Origin of the sequence: Lentzea aerocolonigenes, from assembly GCF_000974445.1 — a bacterium.
GTDB classification, from domain to species: Bacteria; Actinomycetota; Actinomycetes; order Mycobacteriales; family Pseudonocardiaceae; genus Lentzea; species Lentzea aerocolonigenes.
The window spans coordinates 234,647-251,095 of record NZ_BBOJ01000017.1 but is presented as its reverse complement, the minus strand read 5'-3'; the positions used below and the strand labels follow the sequence as shown (position 1 = coordinate 251,095).

Genomic DNA, 16,449 nt, shown 5'->3' with positions numbered 1-16,449 from the left:
TGCAGCTAAGCTGCCAGCGGCTCAAAAGGTTTTCATCGAGGAGTGGTGGTGCACGTGTCCAACCACGCGCGTCCGACGCTGGAGGACGTGGCCGCGAGGGCTGGGGTCAGCCGCGCCACGGCGTCACGAGTGCTGAACGCGTCACCGCGGGTCAGCCCCGAAGCGCTGGAGGCCGTGAACGCCGCGGTGCTCGCCCTCGGCTACCAGCCGAACCGCGCCGCGCGTGCTCTCGTGACTCGCCGCACCGGTGCCGTCGCCGTGGTGTTCTCCGAGCCGGAACCCAAGATCTTCGACGACCCGCACTTCGCCCGCCTGATCCGCGCGGGGGCTCGGGCGCTGGCGGACGTCGACGTGCAGATGGTGCTGATGCTGGTGCACTCGCCTGATGACCAGGCTCGAGCGCACCGGTTCCTGGCCGGCGGGCACGTTGACGGTGCGTTGGTGTTCGCGCCGCACCGTAACGACGAGCTCGTTTCGATCGTGAAGAAGCTGCCGTTGCCGGTGGTGTACGCGGGTAAGCCGTGGGGATCGTTGCGGGGGATGCACCTCGTGGACAACGACAACGAGGGTGGCGCGGTGCTGGCCACCGAGCACCTGAAGTCGCTCGGACGTAAGAAGATTGTTCACGTTTCCGGGCCGTTGGACGAGTTGTCCGCCATTGATCGGTTGAACGGGTTCAGGACTGCGCTTGGTCTGGACGACAAGGCGGTGGCTCGGGTGGTTGAGGACGGTGGGTTCACTCGGGAGGGTGGACGCAAGGCCATGTCCGCCCTGTTGGCCAAGGTTCCTGGGTTGGATGCTGTTTTTGTGGCCTCGGACTTGATGGCTGCTGGGGCGTTGGAGACGTTGCACGAGGCTGGGCGGCGGGTGCCTGAGGATGTTGCTGTCGTGGGGTTTGATGACCACGTCGCGATTGCCGAGCACACTTCGCCGCCGTTGACTTCGGTGCGGCAGGACTCGGATGAGCAGGTCAAGCACATGGTGGAGCATCTGATGAAGTTGCTTCGGGATGAGACTGTGAAGTCCAAGAAGCAGATGCTGCCTACTGTGTTGGTTCGGCGGGAGTCGGCCTGAGGCGCCCTGTTTCGTAGGCCGTCTCCCTGTTGCGTTGGCGTCTGCCGGTTTCGTGTTCGTGCGTGGTCGTGTTGCGTTGGCCTGTGCCTGGTGCGTGCGTGGTCTGAGGGCTCTGCCCTCAGACTCCCGACACTCCCAAAAGAGCCCTCCAGCGCCGTGGGTGGGTTGATGGCACGCCTGTTGCTCTTGGCGGCTTGCGGTTGCGTTGGTGGTTGCGTTTGCGGTGTGGCTCCCCCGTCTAGCGCTCCGCAGCGGGCCACACCCGAGGGGTCAGGTCAAGTCGACGAAAAAGCGTGTCTCTTCAGTCTCAGCTGAGTTGACACAGTTCGTGTCGCGGAGCAAGTGACGCACCCTGGTCGGGTGGTGTTGCGGGATCTGTCGCTTGATCGGCGTTGTGGTTACCGGCCATGGCGCGGAAAGAGGCGATGATGCGGCTGATGGACGCGATGCATGCCGCCGGGGTGGAGATCCCGAACGTGTCGGAATGGTGCCGAATCAACGGGGTGGACCGGCGCACGTTCTACCGGCATCGGGCCCGTGCGCTGGCCGAGGGCCAGTGGCGGCCGCGGTCCCGGCGCCCGCACACGATCCCGCACGCAACCCCGCAACCGGTCGTGGCCGAGATCGTGCGGTTGCGCGAGTCGCTGGCCCCGGACAACGGCGCCAACTACATCCGTGACGCACTCACCGTCCTGGCCGGGGAACAAAGCTGGTCAGGGAAGGGCTGGCGGGTGTCGTCGCGGGCCACGATCAACCGGATCCTGGACCGGCACGGCCTACTGCAGTCCAACCCCCGCAAACGACCACGCTCGTCGTGGCGGCGGTTCAGCTATGCCCGGCCACGCGACTGCTATCAGATCGACGCCACCGAAACCACGCTCGCCGACGGCACCACCGCCGTGATCTTCGACGTGCTCGACGACCACTCCCGGCTGCTGGTCGCCTGCCACGCCGTCCGCGCGGAGACCAGCACAGCCGCCACCTCCGCGATCGCCGCCGCGTTCATCGAGTACGGCGTGCCAGGGATCGTGTTGTCCGACAACGGAGGCGCGTTCACCGCCCGCTTCATCCGTGACAACGCCGGGCCCACCCGGTTCGAGCTCGCCGTCACCGGCGCCGGCGCCCGGCTGATCCATTCAAGCCCCTACCACCCGCAAACCTGCGGCAAGGTCGAACGCCACCACCAAACCCTCAAGAAATGGCTGGCGCACCAGCCCGCACCCGCCACCCTGGCCGAGCTGCAGACACTGCTGGACACCTACCGGGTCCGCTACAACACCGCACGCGCGCATGGCGCACTCGGTCGTCGCACACCACAACACGTCTGGGACGACGCCGAGCACCACGGCGGCCCCAGCCATCCGCCCGCCCAGACCGACGCCACCGTCCACTACCTCAAAGCCGACCGCCGTGGCGGTGTCAGCATCGGCAGGAAACTGCAGTTCCGCGTCGGATCCGAGCACGCCAACCAGGCCATCACCGTCATCCGCGACCTCAACCGGATCACCGCCTACACCTCAGACGGCCACCCGATCGGCTACATCCACCTCGACCACACCAAGACCTACCAAGGCACCCTCATCCCAGCCGCCTAACCTGAGTCACAACAACCGAGACAAAACCGCGGCAGATCAACCGAGACACGACAGACGAAAAAGCGTGTCGACTTGACCTGACCCCTCGGGCGCGGCAAGGGCAGAGGAGCGCTAGACGGGGGAGCCACACCGCCAAGTCGCGTTGGCAGGGCGGGTTTGTCGCCTCGACTTCGCTATCGGCTTGGGCTCGGCTTCGCCGTCGCTACTTTGGCGCTACCCCAGGTTCTTGCACGTTGGGGGCGGGAGCGGGTTGAGCGGGCTGCACGGCCAACCCGGTGGGGTTGTCGTGGTCGTCGTGGTTCCCGCCGGTGGGGGTGGCGGGGCCGGATTCGTCGCCGCCGGGGGTGGGGTGGTCTTCTTCGGGGGCTGCGCTGTGCTCGGTGTCGGGCTGCTGGAGCTCGGCGGGGCGCTGCTGTCGGGAGTGGAGCTCTCGGTGGAGCTCGAGGGAATGCTTGAGGCTGAGGTGATCCAGCTGGACGACGGGGTTCTGGCGGGGTCGCCTTCGTCGTTCACGCCGTGGACCGCCATGCCCACCAGCACTCCGAGCAACGCGGATCCGAGCACGGCGGAACCGCCTGCGGCCCACAGTGCGCGCACAGCAGTCCTCCTCGATGCTCACGGGTGGAGTCAGGCGATCACGCTCCTGGCGGCAGATTAGCGGGTGGACCGGGCGCAGGAGAACGCTCACCTGCTTGCCTTATCGGCTCTTTGATGAGCCCGGTTGAGTGATGGCCGTCACTGATCTGTGATGCGGGCCAGTACCAAACTGGCCCCGGAAAGGCCTGCCACCAGCACGGTTCCGGTCAGGTGCCACGTCGGCGCGTCACCCGAGCAGGTGAACACATCTGTAAAGCGTTCTGTTGAACACGTTACGAACGGAACTGAGGACAGGGCTATTGAGGACGCTGCCACGCCACCGAGGAGAGCGGAGCCGAAGGTGCGCATGAGTGGGAACGCGGCGTTGGCCGTGCCGACGGCCGCGATGGCGAAGAGGAGTGGGACCGGTCTGGGGAACAGGCCCGTCAGGGCGCAGCCGACCATCAGGACTCCGAGCACGGCCTGGCCGATCCTCGCCTGTGTCGCCACGGCGGCACCCTAACAACTCCGTAAGCTCTTTTCGGTCCGGTTTGGGTCATTGTTTTCGGTATGCGCCATCGTCGATTCCTGATCCCCGTCGCAGTCGTGCTCGTCGTCGCCCTCGGCGTCGGGTTGTACCTGTTCCAGCCGTGGCGGCTCCTCACGGTGCGGGAAACGCACGACGCGCTGCTCGTTCCCCAGTCGACGGGGCAGTCGACCTCGCCGTCCACGGCTCCGTCGGTGCCGTCCAGCGCGCCGGCGCCCGTCGCGGAAACGGCTCGGGAGGTGGCAGCCGGGGAGTGGCGGTCGCTCGAACACGCGACCACCGGCAAGGCGAGCCTGATCAAGTTGCCCGGTGGTGCGCATTCCGTGCAGTTCGCTTCGCTCGACACCAGTGACGGGCCCGACCTGTACGTCTACCTGTCGCCGCACCCGTCCAGCTCGCCCGAGAAGACATTTGGTCAGGGATTCACGAGTCTGGGCAAGTTGAAGGGAAATCGTGGCGATCAGGTGTACGAAATTCCTTCAGATGTGGACGTGTCCACCATTCGGAGTGTCGTGATCTGGTGCAAGAGGTTCTCCGCGGGGTTCGCCGTAGCATCGTTGGAACAAGCCTGAAACATGTCGATCAAGGGTGCTCTCTTCGCACTATTGACATTCCTGGTCTAGACCACATAGCGTTAACGGAACGGACACAACATCGTCCCTTGCCGATGGGCGTGCGGAAGCCCTGTTGGTGAGGAGCACGGCTCACTGGGTGGGCCCACTGCGGCGGTGACGCGACTCCAACTCTCCCCGGAGCCGCGCCACCGCCGTTGGCGTTCTACTGTGGTTCGTGCACACCAGGACCGTGGCGATCCATTACGTGCGCGCTGCCCTGCGCGCCTGTCCGGAGCCGTCCGTTGTTCTGGCCGGGGCGGGAATTCCCGCGAGTCTTCTCTCTGACGACCGTGCGCGCGTCACGCCCGCTCAGTACACGAAGTTCATCCAGACGCTCTGGGAAGTTCTCGACGACGAGTTCATGGGTTTCGGGCCGCGGCCGTCGAAACGCGGCACGTTCGCGATGATGTGCCTTCTCGCCGTGCACTGCCCGGATCTGGAATCGGCGTTGCGGCGCGGTCTCGCCTTCTATTCGCTCTTCGACCAGCCGCTGCACCTGGCGCTCGACGGCGGACGGTTCACGCTGGAGATTCCCGGCGACCCCGACCACTTCCTCACCGAGTCGCTTCTCGTGCTGTGGCACCGGCTCTCGTCGTGGCTCATCGGGCGCCGGATTCCGTTGCAGGGCGCCGAGTTCGCCTACCCCGAACCCGCACACGCCGCCGAGTACCACCTGATCTTCGGGTGCCCGCTGACGTTCGACGCGCCCGCCACCACGATCTCGTTCGACCAGAAGTTCCTGCGCATGCCGGTCGTGCAGGACGAGGCGGCGCTGCGGCGGTTTCTGCGGCACTCGCCCGCGGAGTTGTTGTCGCGCAGGGACCACGGCGCCGACACGGCGGGGCACGTGCGGCGGTTGCTCGGGCGCGGGGTGAGCGGGCTGGAGGCCGTGGCGGCGCAGCTCGGGGTGTCGGCGCCGACGTTGCGCCGCAGGCTCGCCGCTGAGGGGACGTCGTTCCGCGAGGTGCGGGAGCAGTTGCTGCGCGACCAGGCCGTGGCGTCACTGGTGCGCGGCGGCGAGTCGGTGGAGGAGTTGGCGCTGCGCCTCGGGTTCTCCGAGGCGAGCGCCTTCCACCGTGCCTTCAAGCGGTGGACCGGGTCGTCGCCCGGCTCCTACCGCGCCTAGAACTTGTCGCGCTCCCGCAGCGAGGCCGGAGGGCGGAACCGCTCGCCGTAGGTGTCGGCGAGGTAGTCCGCGCGCTCCACGAACGCCTGCACGCCGAAGGAGTTGATGAACTGCAGCGTGCCGCCGCTCCACGGCGCGAAGCCGAACCCGAAGATCGAGCCGATGTTCGCGTCCGCCACCGACGTCAGCACGCCCTCGTCCAGGCACCGCACCGTTTCCAGCGCCTGCACGAACAGCAGCCGGTCCCGCACGTCCTGCTCGGAGACGCCCGCGTCCGCCTTCGCGTACCGGGTCGTGAGCTCGGGCCACAGGAACTTCTTCGAGCCGTCGGAGGGGTACTCGTAGAAGCCCGCGCCCGTGGACTTTCCGCTGCGCCCCAACGACACCATCTCGCGGATCAGGTCGTGGGCCGGGCTGTCCGACACCAGCGACGGGTCGTCGGCGAGCGTCTGGTCGTGGATCTTCAGCTGCAACGACAGCGTCACCTCGTCCGACACCGCCAGCGGTCCGACCGCCATGCCGGCCTTGCGGGCGACGTTCTCGATCAGCGCCGGTGCCACGCCCTCGGCCAGCATCGTGATCGCCTCGACCACGTACGTGCCGAACGTTCGCGAGGTGTAGAAGCCGCGCGAGTCGTTGACCACGATGGGCGTCTTGCCGATCTGCCGCACGTAGTCCAACGCGCGCTGCAGGGTCTCCTCGGACGTCTTCTCGCCGCGGATGATCTCCACGAGCCGCATCTTCGGCACGGGCGAGAAGAAGTGCAGCCCGATGAACCGCTCGGCGTCCGGGACCGCCGTCGCGAGCCCGGTGATCGGCAGCGTCGAGGTGTTCGACGCGATCACGGCGTCCGGCAGTGCCTGGGACTCCGCGGCCGCCAGGACCTTGTTCTTGAGCTCGCGGTTCTCGAACACGGCCTCGATGATCAGGTCGCAGCCCGCGAGGTCGTCGTCGGAGTCGGTCGGCTTGATGCCTTCCAGGCCTCCAGCGCCCTTCTGGGCGGCTTCGAGGGTGACGTCCTTCAGGACCACCTCGATGCCCGCTTTCGCTGACACCTCGGCGATTCCAGCGCCCATCATGCCCGCGCCGAGCACGCCCAGCTTCGCCACGCGCTTGCCCGACGAGGACGCGCGGCCGTTGACCTCGTTGAGGTTGAACCAGAACGCCGTGATCATGTTCTTGGAGACCTGACCGGAGGCCAGTTCCACGAAGTAGCGGCCCTCGATCTTCAGCGCCGTGTCGAAGTCGACGTAGGCGCCCTCGACCGCCGTCGCCATGATCTTCTCCGGCGCCGGGTACACGCCGTGCGTCTTCTTGCTCAGCACGGCAGGTGCGGCGGCCAGGATCCCGTAGGCGTTGGGGTCACCGAACTTCAGGTCCGGCACGCCCGCGCCCTGCACGTCCCACGGCTGCACCGGCGCCGGGTTCGCCAGGATCCAGGCGCGGGCCTCGGAGATCAGCTCCTCGCGCGTGTCCACGACCTGGTGCGCGATCCCGGCCTGCAACGCGCGCTCGGGCCGGAGCTGCTTGCCCTCCATGAGCAACGGCAACGCCTTCTGCACGCCCAGCAGCCGCACCATGCGCGTCACGCCACCGCCGCCGGGCAGCAGGCCCAGCGTGGCCTCGGGCAGGCCGACGCGGATGCTGTTGTCGTTCAACACGATCCGGCGGTGCGAGGCGAGCGCGATCTCGAAACCGCCGCCGAGCGCGGAACCGTTGATCGCGGCCACGACCGGCTTGCCGAGCTTCTCCAGGCGCCGCAGCTGGGACTTGAGCTCCTCGACGCCCTCCAGCGCCTGGGAGGCGTTCTCCGGCGTGATCGCGATCAGCACGTTCAGGTCGCCGCCCGCGAAGAACGTCTTCTTGGCGGACGTGATGATCACACCGGTGATCTCGTCGGCCTCGAGCTTCGAGACCGCGTCGCCCATCAGGTCGCGGTACTCCTCGTTCATGACGTTGGCGGAGCCGGACATGTCCATCGTCAGGGTGACGATGCCGTCGGAGTCCTTCTCGTAGTGGAACGGCATGCCTCAGACCCTCTCGATGATCGTCGCGATGCCCATGCCGCCGCCCACGCACAACGTGGCGAGGCCGCGGCGCAGGTCCCGGCGCTCCAGCTCGTCCAGCAGCGTGCTCAGGATCATGCAGCCGGTGGCGCCCAGCGGGTGGCCCAGCGCGATCGCGCCGCCGTTGACGTTGACCTTGTCCTCGGGGATGTCCATGTCCCGCAGGAACTTCAGCACGACCGACGAGAACGCCTCGTTGACCTCGAACAGGTCGATGTCCTCGACCGAGAGCCCCGCCTTGTCCAGCGCCTTGCGCGCGGACGGCGCCGGGCCGGTCAGCATGATCGTCGGCTCGGTGCCCACCACGGCGACGGAGACGATCCGGGCGCGCGGCGTGAGTCCCAGCGCCTGGCCGGCGGCCGCGGACCCGATCAGCATGGCCGCGGCGCCGTCGACGATCTGCGACGAGTTGCCCGGCGTGTGCACGTGGGTGATGCGCTCGACGGTGGGGTAGCGGTCGATCGCGACGGTGTCGTAGCCGAGGTCGCCGTGGAACTGGAAGCTGGGCTTGAGCTTGCCCAGCGACTCCACGGTGGACTCGGGACGGATCGTCTCGTCCTCCTTGAGCACCACGGTGCCGTTCTGGTCGACGACCGGCACCACGGAACGCTCGAACCAGCCGTTCTTCTGCGCCTCGAACGCACGCGCGTGCGAGCGGGCGGCCCACGCGTCGACGTCCGTGCGGGAGAAGCCCTCCAGCGTCGCGATCAGGTCGGCCGACACGCCCTGCGGCACGAACGACAGGTCGAAGTTGGTCCCGGGGTCGATCGCCCACGCGCCACCGTCGGAGCCCATCGGCACGCGCGACATCGACTCGACGCCACCCGCCACCACGAGGTCCTCGAACCCGGAGGCGACCTTGGCCGCGGCGAGGTTCACCGACTCGAGCCCGGACGCGCAGAAGCGGTTGAGCTGCACACCGGCCGGGCGCTGGTCCCAGCCCGCGGCCAGCACCGCGGTGCGGGCGATGTCGCCGCCCTGCTCGCCGAGCGGTGACACCACGCCGAACACGACGTCGTCCACCGCGGAGGTGTCGAGGGAGTTGCGTTCGGACAGCGCGCGCAGCACACCGGCGGCCAGCTCGACGGGCCGGACGCTGTGCAACGACCCGCGCTTGCCCTTGCCGCGCGGCGTGCGCACCGCGTCGAAGATCAAGGCTTCGCTCATGCACCCACGCTAGGCCGGGCCTCTCCACCTGGCCATGACCGTGAAGGGTGACCGATTAGCTCACGACGAACTCCATGTGCTCCGGCTCGTCGGCGTCCACGAACCCCAGCCGCTTGTAGAGGCGCCGTGCGGGCAGGTTGTCGTCGTACACCTGCAGCCGCACGAGCTTCCAGCCCTGGTCGGTCGCCCACGCCAGCACCGTCCTGACCAGCGCTTCTCCGACGCCGCGCCCGCGGTGGGAGGACCGCACCCACATCGAGTACAGGTGCAGGCCGCTCGGCTTGCCGAAGGCACCGACGAGGCCCACGGGGTCCGGGTCGAGCGCGACGAACCGCGGGCCGTCCTCCAGCTTTCGGCGCCAGTCGGCCTCGGTGTACGCCTCCTCGCGGGCGAGCGTCGAGCCGAACCCGCCGGGATCCGTGCCGAGCGCCTCCAGCCGGACGTCGCGCCAGAGTTCCCAGTCGTCCGGCGTGACCTGGTGGATCTGCATGCCGAGCAGTCTGGACGACCGGGGTGGGAATTTCGCTCAGTTTTTCGGGTGACGGCCTGGCGCGGCGGTCATGGCGTGGATCACCGCCCGGTGGTTTCGTGGAACGCATGGCAGAGCGTCGATCGCGGTGGATGGACAGCGACCTGGACCAGTTGCGCCAGCTCGCCCGCACGTTCATGGAGAAGGAGGTCGCGCCGCACCAGGAACGCTTCGCCGAGCAGAAGCAGGTCGACCGCGACCTGTGGCGCAAGGCCGGTGAGCTGGGGCTGCTGTGCCTGAGCATCCCCGAGGAGTACGGGGGCGGCGGCGGCACGTTCGCGCACGAGGCCGTGCTGCTCGAGGAACAGGCACGCGCCGGTGACAGCTCGTGGGGCAACAGCGTCCACAGCGGCATCGTCGCCCACTACCTCAACTCCTACGGTTCCGAGGAGCAGAAGCGGCGCTGGTTGCCCAAGCTCGCGTCCGGCGAGTACGTCGGCGCGATCGCGATGACCGAACCCGGCGCGGGCTCCGACCTCCAGGGCATCCGCACCAGGGCCCTCAGGGACGGCGACGAGTACGTCATCAACGGCTCGAAGACGTTCATCACGAACGGCGCGCACGCCGACCTGGTGATCGTCGTGGCGAAGACCGACCCGTCCCAGGGCGCTCAGGGCATCTCGCTGATCGTCGTGGAGAACGACATCCGGCGCGGCCGCGTGCTCGACAAGGTCGGCATGAAGGGCCAAGACACCGCCGAGCTGTTCTTCGACGACGTCCGGGTGCCGGTCTCGAATCTTCTGGGTGACTCCGAAGGTCTGGGGTTCATCCAGCTCATGCAGCAGCTGCCGCAGGAACGGCTGATCATCGGCGTCTGCTGCATCGCGGGCATCGAGGCCGCTGTCGACGTGACGTTGAAGTACGTGAAGGAGCGGACGGCGTTCGGCAAGGAGCTGATGAAGTTCCAGAACACCCGCTTCAAGCTCGCCGAGTGCGCGACCGAGGCGGCCGTGACCAGGGCGTTCATCGACGAGTGCATCGAGAAGCACCTGCGGGGTGAGCTCGACGTGCCGACCGCCGCGATGGCGAAGTGGTGGGCCAGCGACCGGCTGGGCAAGGTCGTCGACGAGTGCGTGCAGCTCTTCGGCGGCTACGGCTACATGAACGAGTACCCGATCGCACGTGCCTGGTCCGACGCCCGCGTGCAGCGGATCTTCGGCGGTACGAACGAGATCATGAAGGAAATCATCGCGAGGTCCTTGTGAGCGGGCCGCTGGCAGGACTTCGCGTCGTCGAACTGGCGGGTCTCGCGCCCGCGCCGTTCGGCTGCATGGTGCTCGCGGACCTCGGCGCGGACGTGATCCAGGTGCACAAGCCGGGGAGCCGCTCGACGGTCCCCGGCGACTTCCTGGGCCGCAACCGGCGCTCGATCGCGATCGACACCCGCAGGCCGGAGGGCGCCGAGCTGGTGTTGCAGTTGGTCGAACGCTCGGACGTGCTGGTGGAGGGCTTCCGGCCGGGCGTGACCGAACGGCTGGGCATCGGGCCCGCGCAGTGCCTCGCCCGCAACCCGCGCCTCGTGTACGGACGCATGACCGGCTGGGGGCAGGACGGTCCGCTCGCCGACCGGGCCGGGCACGACATCAACTACATCGCCGTGGCGGGCGCGCTGGAGCCTCTCGGACGGGCCGGTGGGCCGCCGTCGTTCCCGATCAACCTCCTCGGGGACTTCGGCGGGGGAGGGCTGCTGCTGGCTCTGGGCGTGCTGGCCGCACTGTATGAAAGGGAGCGCTCCGGGCGCGGGCAGGTCGTGGACGCGGCCATGGTCGACGGGGCGGCGTTGCTGACGACGTTCCTGCACGGGATGAAGAACGCGGGCATGTGGTCCGGTGCGCGCGGCGAGAACATGCTCGACGGCGGCGTGCCGTTCTACGACGTCTACGAGGCCGCGGACGGGCAGTTCGTGGCCGTGGGCGCGCTGGAGGAGAGGTTCTACGCCGACCTGGTGCGCGTGCTGGGCCTGGAGGACGCGCCGTCGCGCAACGACCCGGCGAACTGGCCTGAGCTGCGGGAACGCATCGCGGCGGCGGTGAAGACGCGCTCTCGTGACGAGTGGGCCGACCTGGCGCGGGAGACGGATGCGTGTCTGGCGCCGGTGCTGACGCCCGAGGAGGCGGCGCGTCACCCGTACAACGCAGCGCGTGCCACGTTCGTGGACGTCGAGGGGGCGCTGCATCCCGCGCCGGCTCCGCGTTTCGACCGGACACCGACGTCGGCTCCGACGCCTCCGGTTTCGACCGGGGTGCACACCGGGGAAGTGCTTGCCGACATGGGTGTGGCGGATGCCCAAATTATGGAACTGCGGCGGTCAGGAGTAATTGGCTGAATGCTCGGGTGCGCATTAATTGCGACACGACGACGTGACAGAGCGTGATGCCGCCGGTTCGGCATACGGGTGAGGCCCGGTACAACAGTGTCTGGTCCAAGCTGTGGGATGCGAGGGTGTCCGTGTTCACCTCGTGCCCAGGACATCGGCGCTGGACAGAGACCTCTTTAGCCGCCATTCGGGTGACATTCCCCGTCATGTAGGCGTGCGCTGCTGGTGGATCCCGGGAACAGTTGGGCGTGGTCGTTGTTCATCGCAAGGGTGAATGAGGGACCATGACGGGTGACACGGGCGGTCCGCCGCTCACCCTGTGAACGACATGGACGGAGAGGTACCTGTGAACCTCAAGAAGGTGCTAGTGCTGGCGGCGGTCGCGCTGGTGCTGTTCCTCCTGATCACCCGGCCCGAGGAGTCCGCGGGCGCGGTCCAGACGGTGCTCGGGTGGCTTCGGCAGGGCGCGGAGTCGATCATCACCTTCATCAGGAGCCTCTTCGGGACGGCGACGCCGATCGGCTAGTGACTCTCGGTGATCCTCGGCCGTTCGGACTGAGCCGGATGGGTGGAATGAGGCCAATCACGCACTGGTAACGGGTGTTCTGGGGATTCAGGGTCTGGCGATTGTCAGACCTACCGAATACCTTCCGCTGCAATGGCCGATCCCCGACCGACGAGGAGGCATGGATGGTCGAGGACTCCGGGGTCCACGAGCTGTTGAAGCAGTGGGCGGCTGAACGGTCTGATGACGCAGAGATGCAGGAGGTGAACCGGATCAAGAACGCGTGGCTCGCGGAGGCTCCCCCCTCGGCGCCAGGCATCCCAGTGCAGCGGGGTGCCGCACGGAGCGGGTCGCGTGGCTTGGTCAAGGTCGACTCGGCGGATCCGGCCTACGTGGCCGCGATGCGCAAGCGGGCGCCGGAGGCACCCGAGGCACTGCTCGCCGCCGCGGCGAGCTACTGGCAGCTGGTTGGTGACGTCAGCGAGGCCGAGCAGTGGTGGGACGCGGGCATCAGCCCGTTGGACCAGCGCGCGCTCGACTACCGCGCTGCCGGCCTCAGCCCTGCCGACCTCGGGAGGCGCCTGGGACCGATGACGGTTCTCCAGCACCTTCGTCGTGGCTCTGCCGCGGCCTGGTGCGTCGCACGTCTGCAGAGGCAGCGCCGGGACGGCGTGGCGTAGTGGAAACGGGCTGTCGAGGATTCGGCAGCCCTGAGTTCATCCTTCACGGGTGGCCTCCTGCTCGGAGGCCCTACCCAAGTGATTCCAGGGCAGGCTCTCGGAGGCGAGAGCCCCACCCAAGTAGTCTGGAGGTCGTGCGCGGCCTCCTCACCCCCCAGCGAATCTTGATCGGGCTCGGCTGCCTGGTCGCTCTGATCGCCTGTTGCGGGCTCGCGTGGTGGCAGTGGCAGCGCTTCGAGTCCGCCAGCGGCACGTTCCAGAACCTCGGTTACGTGCTCCAGTGGCCGCTCTTCGGCCTCTTCCCCCTCTTCATGGTGTGGCGCTTCCGCCGCCTGTCGCGCCAGCGCAGTGACGAGGCTCTCTCCGCGCCGGAGCCGGTTGTCGCGGCTCCCGAGCCGGTGACTACCGTTGACGCCGTCAAACCCGCGCCTGTCGAGCAGTTCGACGACGAAGAAGACGCGGAGCTCGCGGCCTACAACCGCATGCTCGCGAACCTCAACGCGCGGGACGGTCGTTGAGCGAAGGCGGGCAGATGAAGGGTGCGTTGACCCGGTTCAGGGTCATGGCTTACGTGGTCGGTGTCTTCCTGCTGCTCCTGGTCGTGGCGATGGTGCTCAAGTACGCCGCGGACATGGGCCAGTTCATGAAGGTCGTCGGGCCTGTCCACGGCTTCCTCTACGCCATCTACCTGGTGATTTCCGTCGACCTGGCGCTCAAGCTGCGGTGGTCGATCAAGGGCACGGCGCTCGTGCTCCTCGCCGGCACCGTGCCGTTCCTGTCGTTCTGGGCGGAGCGCAAGGTGGTCGAGAAGACTGCGCAGGGCGTGCCGCTGTGACGTTTGGCCTGCTAGCGTCTGGGGCTACCAACTGAACACGGCCGTCGATGTCGCGCGGGAGAGCTCACTTGAGTGTGGGCGCCGAAGGAGCAACTCCTCCCCGGAATCTCTCAGGCACAGATACCGCACGACGAAGGCAACTCTGGAAAGCAGGCCCATCGGCCTCGCCCACGGTGCAAGTCGCGTTCCGCGCGGCGAAGCTCTCAGGCTCATGACAGAGGGGGAGGCTGCTCTGGAAGAGGAGTCTCCGATGGACCGTGTCATTCTTCTGTTGCCTCAGCCGGCCTGGTCCGGCTCTTCGGCGCACCCTGGAGGAGCGTTCTGATGTCCCGCCTCACGCCTCTGAACGCCGAGCACGAGCAGCTCGGCGCGATGTTCACCGACTTCGCGGGCTGGCGGATGCCGCTGCGCTACTCGAGCGAGCTCGCCGAGCACCACGCGGTGCGCACCACCGCGGGCCTGTTCGACCTCACGCACATGGGTGAGATCGTGCTGACCGGACCGCAGGCCGGCGAGGCCCTCGACCACGCGCTGGTCGGCCACATCTCCGCGCTGGCCGTCGGCAAGGCCCGCTACACGATGATCACCCAGGCCGACGGCGGCGTGATCGACGACCTGATCGTGTACCGGCTGGGCGACGAGGAGTACATGGTCGTCGCGAACGCCTCCAACGCGGCCGTGGTCGCCGAGGCGCTGGTGGAGCGCGCCGCCGGTTTCGACACGGTCGTGACGGACTCCTCGACGGAGTACGCGTTGATCGCGATCCAGGGCCCGAAGTCGGTCGAGATCCTGTCGGGCCTGACCGACACCGACCTCTCGACGGTCAAGTACTACGCCTCGTACCCGTCGTCGGTCGCTGGCGTGGACGCACTCCTGGCCCGCACCGGCTACACGGGTGAGGAGGGCTTCGAGCTGTTCCTCGCGCCCGCCGACGCCCCGGCTGTCTGGAACGCGCTGCTCGAGGCGGGTGCCGCGCACGAGCTCAAGCCGTGCGGCCTCGGCTGCCGCGACACGTTGCGTCTCGAAGCCGGAATGCCCTTGTACGGCAACGAGTTGACGACGTCCCTCACGCCGTACCACGCGAACCTCGGCCGCGTCGTGAAGCTCGACAAGCCGGGCGACTTCGTGGGCCGCGACGCGCTGACGAAGGTGTCGGAGTCCGGTGTGGACTCGGTCCTGGTCGGACTGAAGACCCCCGAGCGCCGCGCCCCGCGCCACGGTTACGCGGTGCTGAACGGCGACGAGGTCGTCGGCGAGGTCACCTCGGGCGCCCTCTCCCCGACGCTCGGCTACTCGGTGGCCATGGCCTACGTCACGAAGGCGAGTGCCGAGCCGGGCACCCAACTGCTGGTGGACGTCCGCGGCAAGAAGCAGCCGGTCGAGGTCGTCGCACTTCCGTTCTACAAGCGCGCCAAGTAATAGGGAGATCCTCAGATGTCCGAGCAGTTCAACGCCTCCCTCGCGGAGTACGACCCCGAGGTCGCCGAGGCCGTTGCCGCCGAGCTGGCGCGCCAGCAGGGCACCCTCGAGATGATCGCCTCGGAGAACTTCACGCCCGTGTCGGTGTTGCAGGCACAGGGTTCCGTCCTCACCAACAAGTACGCCGAGGGCTACCCCGGCCGCCGCTACTACGGCGGCTGCGAGCACGTCGACGTGGTGGAGCGCCTGGCCATCGAGCGCATCAAGTCGCTCTTCGGCGCCGGCTTCGCGAACGTCCAGCCGCACTCGGGCGCGCAGGCCAACGCGGCCGCGATGTTCGCCCTGCTCCAGCCCGGCGACACGATCCTGGGCCTGGACCTCGCGCACGGCGGCCACCTGACCCACGGCATGCGCATCAACTTCTCCGGCAAGCTCTACAACGTCGTGCCGTACCACGTTTCCGATGAGGACGGCCGGGTCGACATGGCCGAGGTCGAGCGCCTCGCCGCCGAGCACCGCCCGAAGCTGATCGTCGCCGGCTGGTCCGCGTACCCGCGCCAGCTGGACTTCGCCGAGTTCCGCCGCATCGCCGACTCGGTCGAGGCCTACCTGATGGTGGACATGGCCCACTTCGCCGGCCTGGTGGCCGCGGGCCTGCACCCGTCGCCCGTGCCGCACGCGCACGTCACGACGACCACCACGCACAAGACCCTCGGCGGCCCCCGCGGCGGCGTGATCCTGTCGAACGACGCGGACATCGCCAAGAAGATCAACTCGGCGGTGTTCCCCGGCCAGCAGGGCGGCCCGCTGGAGCACGTGATCGCGGCCAAGGCGGTGGCGTTCAAGCACGCCGCCTCGCCGGAGTTCGCAGACCGTCAGCGGCGGACGCTGGAGGGATCGCGGATTCTCGCGGACCGTCTGTCGCAGCCGGACGTCGCGGCGGCCGGCGTGAAGGTGCTGACCGGAGGCACCGATGTGCACCTGGTTCTCGTCGACCTGGTTTCGTCCGAGTTGGACGGGAAGCAGGCCGAGGACGTGCTGCACCAGATCGGGATCACGGTCAACCGCAACGCTGTTCCCAACGACCCCCGGCCGCCGATGGTGACGTCCGGGCTGCGGATCGGTACGCCGGCGTTGGCCACTCGCGGGTTTGGTGAGGTGGACTTCGCTGAGGTCGCGGATGTCATTGCCGAGGCGTTGAAGCCCGGGGCTGCCTTGGAGGAGCTGCGGGCTCGGGTTGAGGTGCTGGCGGCGAAGCATCCGTTGTACTCGACGCTGTGAGCCCTTGGTGTTCTGAGTCCTTGGGGCTCTGAGCGTTCGGGATTTTGAGTTTCTGATCTTGTCGGACCCCCTGAGCAGCGTTTGGGCTCAGGGGGTCCTCCTTTTGGGGGGACGCCTG

At 67.9% G+C, this 16,449-nt stretch carries 17 protein-coding genes and 2 riboswitches; of the genes, 13 read left to right on the top strand and 4 right to left on the bottom strand.

The window, feature by feature from the left end; genetic code table 11:
* Nucleotides 1-45: 45 nt before the first annotated feature.
* The 3 genes from AOM45_RS31480 (at nt 46) to AOM45_RS31470 (ending at nt 3,327) form a co-directional block, all read left to right on the top strand.
* Entirely contained in the window at nt 46-1,074 is a 1,029-nt protein-coding gene (locus AOM45_RS31480; protein ID WP_372497486.1) for a LacI family DNA-binding transcriptional regulator, read from the top strand.
* A gap of 407 nt (nt 1,075-1,481) precedes the next feature.
* Entirely contained in the window at nt 1,482-2,669 is a 1,188-nt protein-coding gene (locus tag AOM45_RS31475) for an IS481 family transposase (RefSeq protein WP_059362792.1), read from the top strand.
* Nucleotides 2,670-2,955: 286 nt separating this feature from the next.
* Nucleotides 2,956-3,327: a hypothetical protein gene (locus AOM45_RS31470; protein ID WP_030466703.1), complete on the top strand. Its 372-nt coding sequence runs from the start codon at nt 2,956-2,958 to the stop codon at nt 3,325-3,327.
* 77 nt (nt 3,328-3,404) lie between these two features.
* Here AOM45_RS31470 and AOM45_RS31465 read toward each other — a convergent pair whose 3' ends face one another.
* Nucleotides 3,405-3,755: a hypothetical protein gene (locus AOM45_RS31465; RefSeq protein WP_030466702.1), complete on the bottom strand. Its 351-nt coding sequence runs from the start codon at nt 3,753-3,755 to the stop codon at nt 3,405-3,407.
* A 60-nt stretch (nt 3,756-3,815) separates the two neighbouring features.
* Here AOM45_RS31465 and AOM45_RS31460 point away from each other — a divergent pair, with 60 nt between their 5' ends.
* Entirely contained in the window at nt 3,816-4,364 is a 549-nt protein-coding gene (locus AOM45_RS31460; RefSeq protein WP_030466701.1) for a DM13 domain-containing protein, read from the top strand.
* A 217-nt stretch (nt 4,365-4,581) separates the two neighbouring features.
* Nucleotides 4,582-5,532 carry an AraC family transcriptional regulator gene (locus tag AOM45_RS31455; protein ID WP_035909654.1) on the top strand — a complete coding sequence of 317 codons (951 nt, stop codon included), beginning with the start codon at nt 4,582-4,584 and terminating at the stop codon, nt 5,530-5,532.
* Here AOM45_RS31455 and AOM45_RS31450 read toward each other — a convergent pair.
* Genes AOM45_RS31450 through AOM45_RS31440 form a run of 3 tightly spaced genes read right to left on the bottom strand, consistent with a single transcriptional unit; the run spans nt 5,529 to nt 9,255 of the window.
* A complete protein-coding gene (locus AOM45_RS31450) occupies nt 5,529-7,559 on the bottom strand; it encodes a 3-hydroxyacyl-CoA dehydrogenase NAD-binding domain-containing protein (RefSeq protein WP_030466699.1) in 2,031 nt (676 codons plus the stop codon). The two genes, AOM45_RS31455 and AOM45_RS31450, sit on opposite strands and share 4 nt — an antisense overlap.
* Nucleotides 7,560-7,562: 3 nt before the next feature.
* Nucleotides 7,563-8,765 carry an acetyl-CoA C-acetyltransferase gene (locus tag AOM45_RS31445; protein WP_030466698.1) on the bottom strand — a complete coding sequence of 401 codons (1,203 nt, stop codon included), beginning with the start codon at nt 8,763-8,765 and terminating at the stop codon, nt 7,563-7,565.
* 55 nt (nt 8,766-8,820) lie between these two features.
* On the bottom strand, nt 8,821-9,255 hold the full coding sequence (locus AOM45_RS31440; protein WP_030466697.1) for a GNAT family N-acetyltransferase: 435 nt from the start codon (nt 9,253-9,255) through the stop codon (nt 8,821-8,823).
* A gap of 107 nt (nt 9,256-9,362) precedes the next feature.
* Here AOM45_RS31440 and AOM45_RS31435 point away from each other — a divergent pair, with 107 nt between their 5' ends.
* The 8 genes from AOM45_RS31435 (at nt 9,363) to glyA (ending at nt 16,331) form a co-directional block, all read left to right on the top strand.
* The gene (locus AOM45_RS31435; protein WP_030466696.1) at nt 9,363-10,499 is read left to right on the top strand and encodes an acyl-CoA dehydrogenase family protein; all 1,137 of its coding nucleotides are present in this window, start codon (nt 9,363-9,365) and stop codon (nt 10,497-10,499) included.
* On the top strand, nt 10,496-11,620 hold the full coding sequence (locus AOM45_RS31430) for a CaiB/BaiF CoA transferase family protein (RefSeq protein WP_030466695.1): 1,125 nt from the start codon (nt 10,496-10,498) through the stop codon (nt 11,618-11,620). The genes AOM45_RS31435 and AOM45_RS31430 overlap by 4 nt, the downstream gene beginning before the upstream one ends.
* Before the next feature lie 319 nt (nt 11,621-11,939).
* A complete protein-coding gene (locus AOM45_RS31425; RefSeq protein ID WP_030466694.1) occupies nt 11,940-12,137 on the top strand; it encodes a hypothetical protein in 198 nt (65 codons plus the stop codon).
* A 164-nt stretch (nt 12,138-12,301) separates the two neighbouring features.
* Nucleotides 12,302-12,796 (top strand): hypothetical protein, encoded by a 495-nt coding sequence (locus AOM45_RS31420; protein ID WP_030466693.1) that lies wholly within the window; start codon nt 12,302-12,304, stop codon nt 12,794-12,796.
* 134 nt (nt 12,797-12,930) lie between these two features.
* The gene (locus tag AOM45_RS31415) at nt 12,931-13,314 is read left to right on the top strand and encodes a hypothetical protein (RefSeq protein WP_030466692.1); all 384 of its coding nucleotides are present in this window, start codon (nt 12,931-12,933) and stop codon (nt 13,312-13,314) included.
* Nucleotides 13,315-13,328: 14 nt separating this feature from the next.
* Nucleotides 13,329-13,631: a DUF3817 domain-containing protein gene (locus AOM45_RS31410; RefSeq protein WP_030466691.1), complete on the top strand. Its 303-nt coding sequence runs from the start codon at nt 13,329-13,331 to the stop codon at nt 13,629-13,631.
* A 45-nt stretch (nt 13,632-13,676) separates the two neighbouring features.
* A riboswitch (glycine riboswitch) is annotated at nt 13,677-13,767 on the top strand.
* Nucleotide 13,768: 1 nt separating this feature from the next.
* A riboswitch (glycine riboswitch) is annotated at nt 13,769-13,856 on the top strand.
* Between the two features lie 99 nt (nt 13,857-13,955).
* Nucleotides 13,956-15,050 carry a glycine cleavage system aminomethyltransferase GcvT gene (gcvT, locus tag AOM45_RS31405; protein ID WP_030466690.1) on the top strand — a complete coding sequence of 365 codons (1,095 nt, stop codon included), beginning with the start codon at nt 13,956-13,958 and terminating at the stop codon, nt 15,048-15,050.
* 15 nt (nt 15,051-15,065) lie between these two features.
* Nucleotides 15,066-16,331, top strand: coding sequence for a serine hydroxymethyltransferase (gene glyA, locus AOM45_RS31400; protein ID WP_030466689.1), 1,266 nt, complete (start codon nt 15,066-15,068; stop codon nt 16,329-16,331).
* The last annotated feature ends 118 nt before the right edge of the window (nt 16,332-16,449 follow it).

What these genes read in the sequence shown, in the direction of transcription:
- AOM45_RS31475 (WP_059362792.1), top strand. Translation starts at nt 1,482, where the DNA reads ATGGCGCGGAAAGAGGCGATGATGCGGCTGATGGACGCGATGCATGCC.
- AOM45_RS31460 (WP_030466701.1), top strand. Translation starts at nt 3,816, where the DNA reads ATGCGCCATCGTCGATTCCTGATCCCCGTCGCAGTCGTGCTCGTCGTC.
- AOM45_RS31450 (WP_030466699.1), bottom strand. Translation starts at nt 7,559, where the DNA reads ATGCCGTTCCACTACGAGAAGGACTCCGACGGCATCGTCACCCTGACG.
- AOM45_RS31445 (WP_030466698.1), bottom strand. Translation starts at nt 8,765, where the DNA reads ATGAGCGAAGCCTTGATCTTCGACGCGGTGCGCACGCCGCGCGGCAAG.
- AOM45_RS31440 (WP_030466697.1), bottom strand. Translation starts at nt 9,255, where the DNA reads ATGCAGATCCACCAGGTCACGCCGGACGACTGGGAACTCTGGCGCGAC.
- AOM45_RS31435 (WP_030466696.1), top strand. Translation starts at nt 9,363, where the DNA reads ATGGCAGAGCGTCGATCGCGGTGGATGGACAGCGACCTGGACCAGTTG.
- AOM45_RS31425 (WP_030466694.1), top strand. Translation starts at nt 11,940, where the DNA reads ATGGACGGAGAGGTACCTGTGAACCTCAAGAAGGTGCTAGTGCTGGCG.
- AOM45_RS31420 (WP_030466693.1), top strand. Translation starts at nt 12,302, where the DNA reads ATGGTCGAGGACTCCGGGGTCCACGAGCTGTTGAAGCAGTGGGCGGCT.
- AOM45_RS31410 (WP_030466691.1), top strand. Translation starts at nt 13,329, where the DNA reads ATGAAGGGTGCGTTGACCCGGTTCAGGGTCATGGCTTACGTGGTCGGT.
- gcvT (WP_030466690.1), top strand. Translation starts at nt 13,956, where the DNA reads ATGTCCCGCCTCACGCCTCTGAACGCCGAGCACGAGCAGCTCGGCGCG.
- glyA (WP_030466689.1), top strand. Translation starts at nt 15,066, where the DNA reads ATGTCCGAGCAGTTCAACGCCTCCCTCGCGGAGTACGACCCCGAGGTC.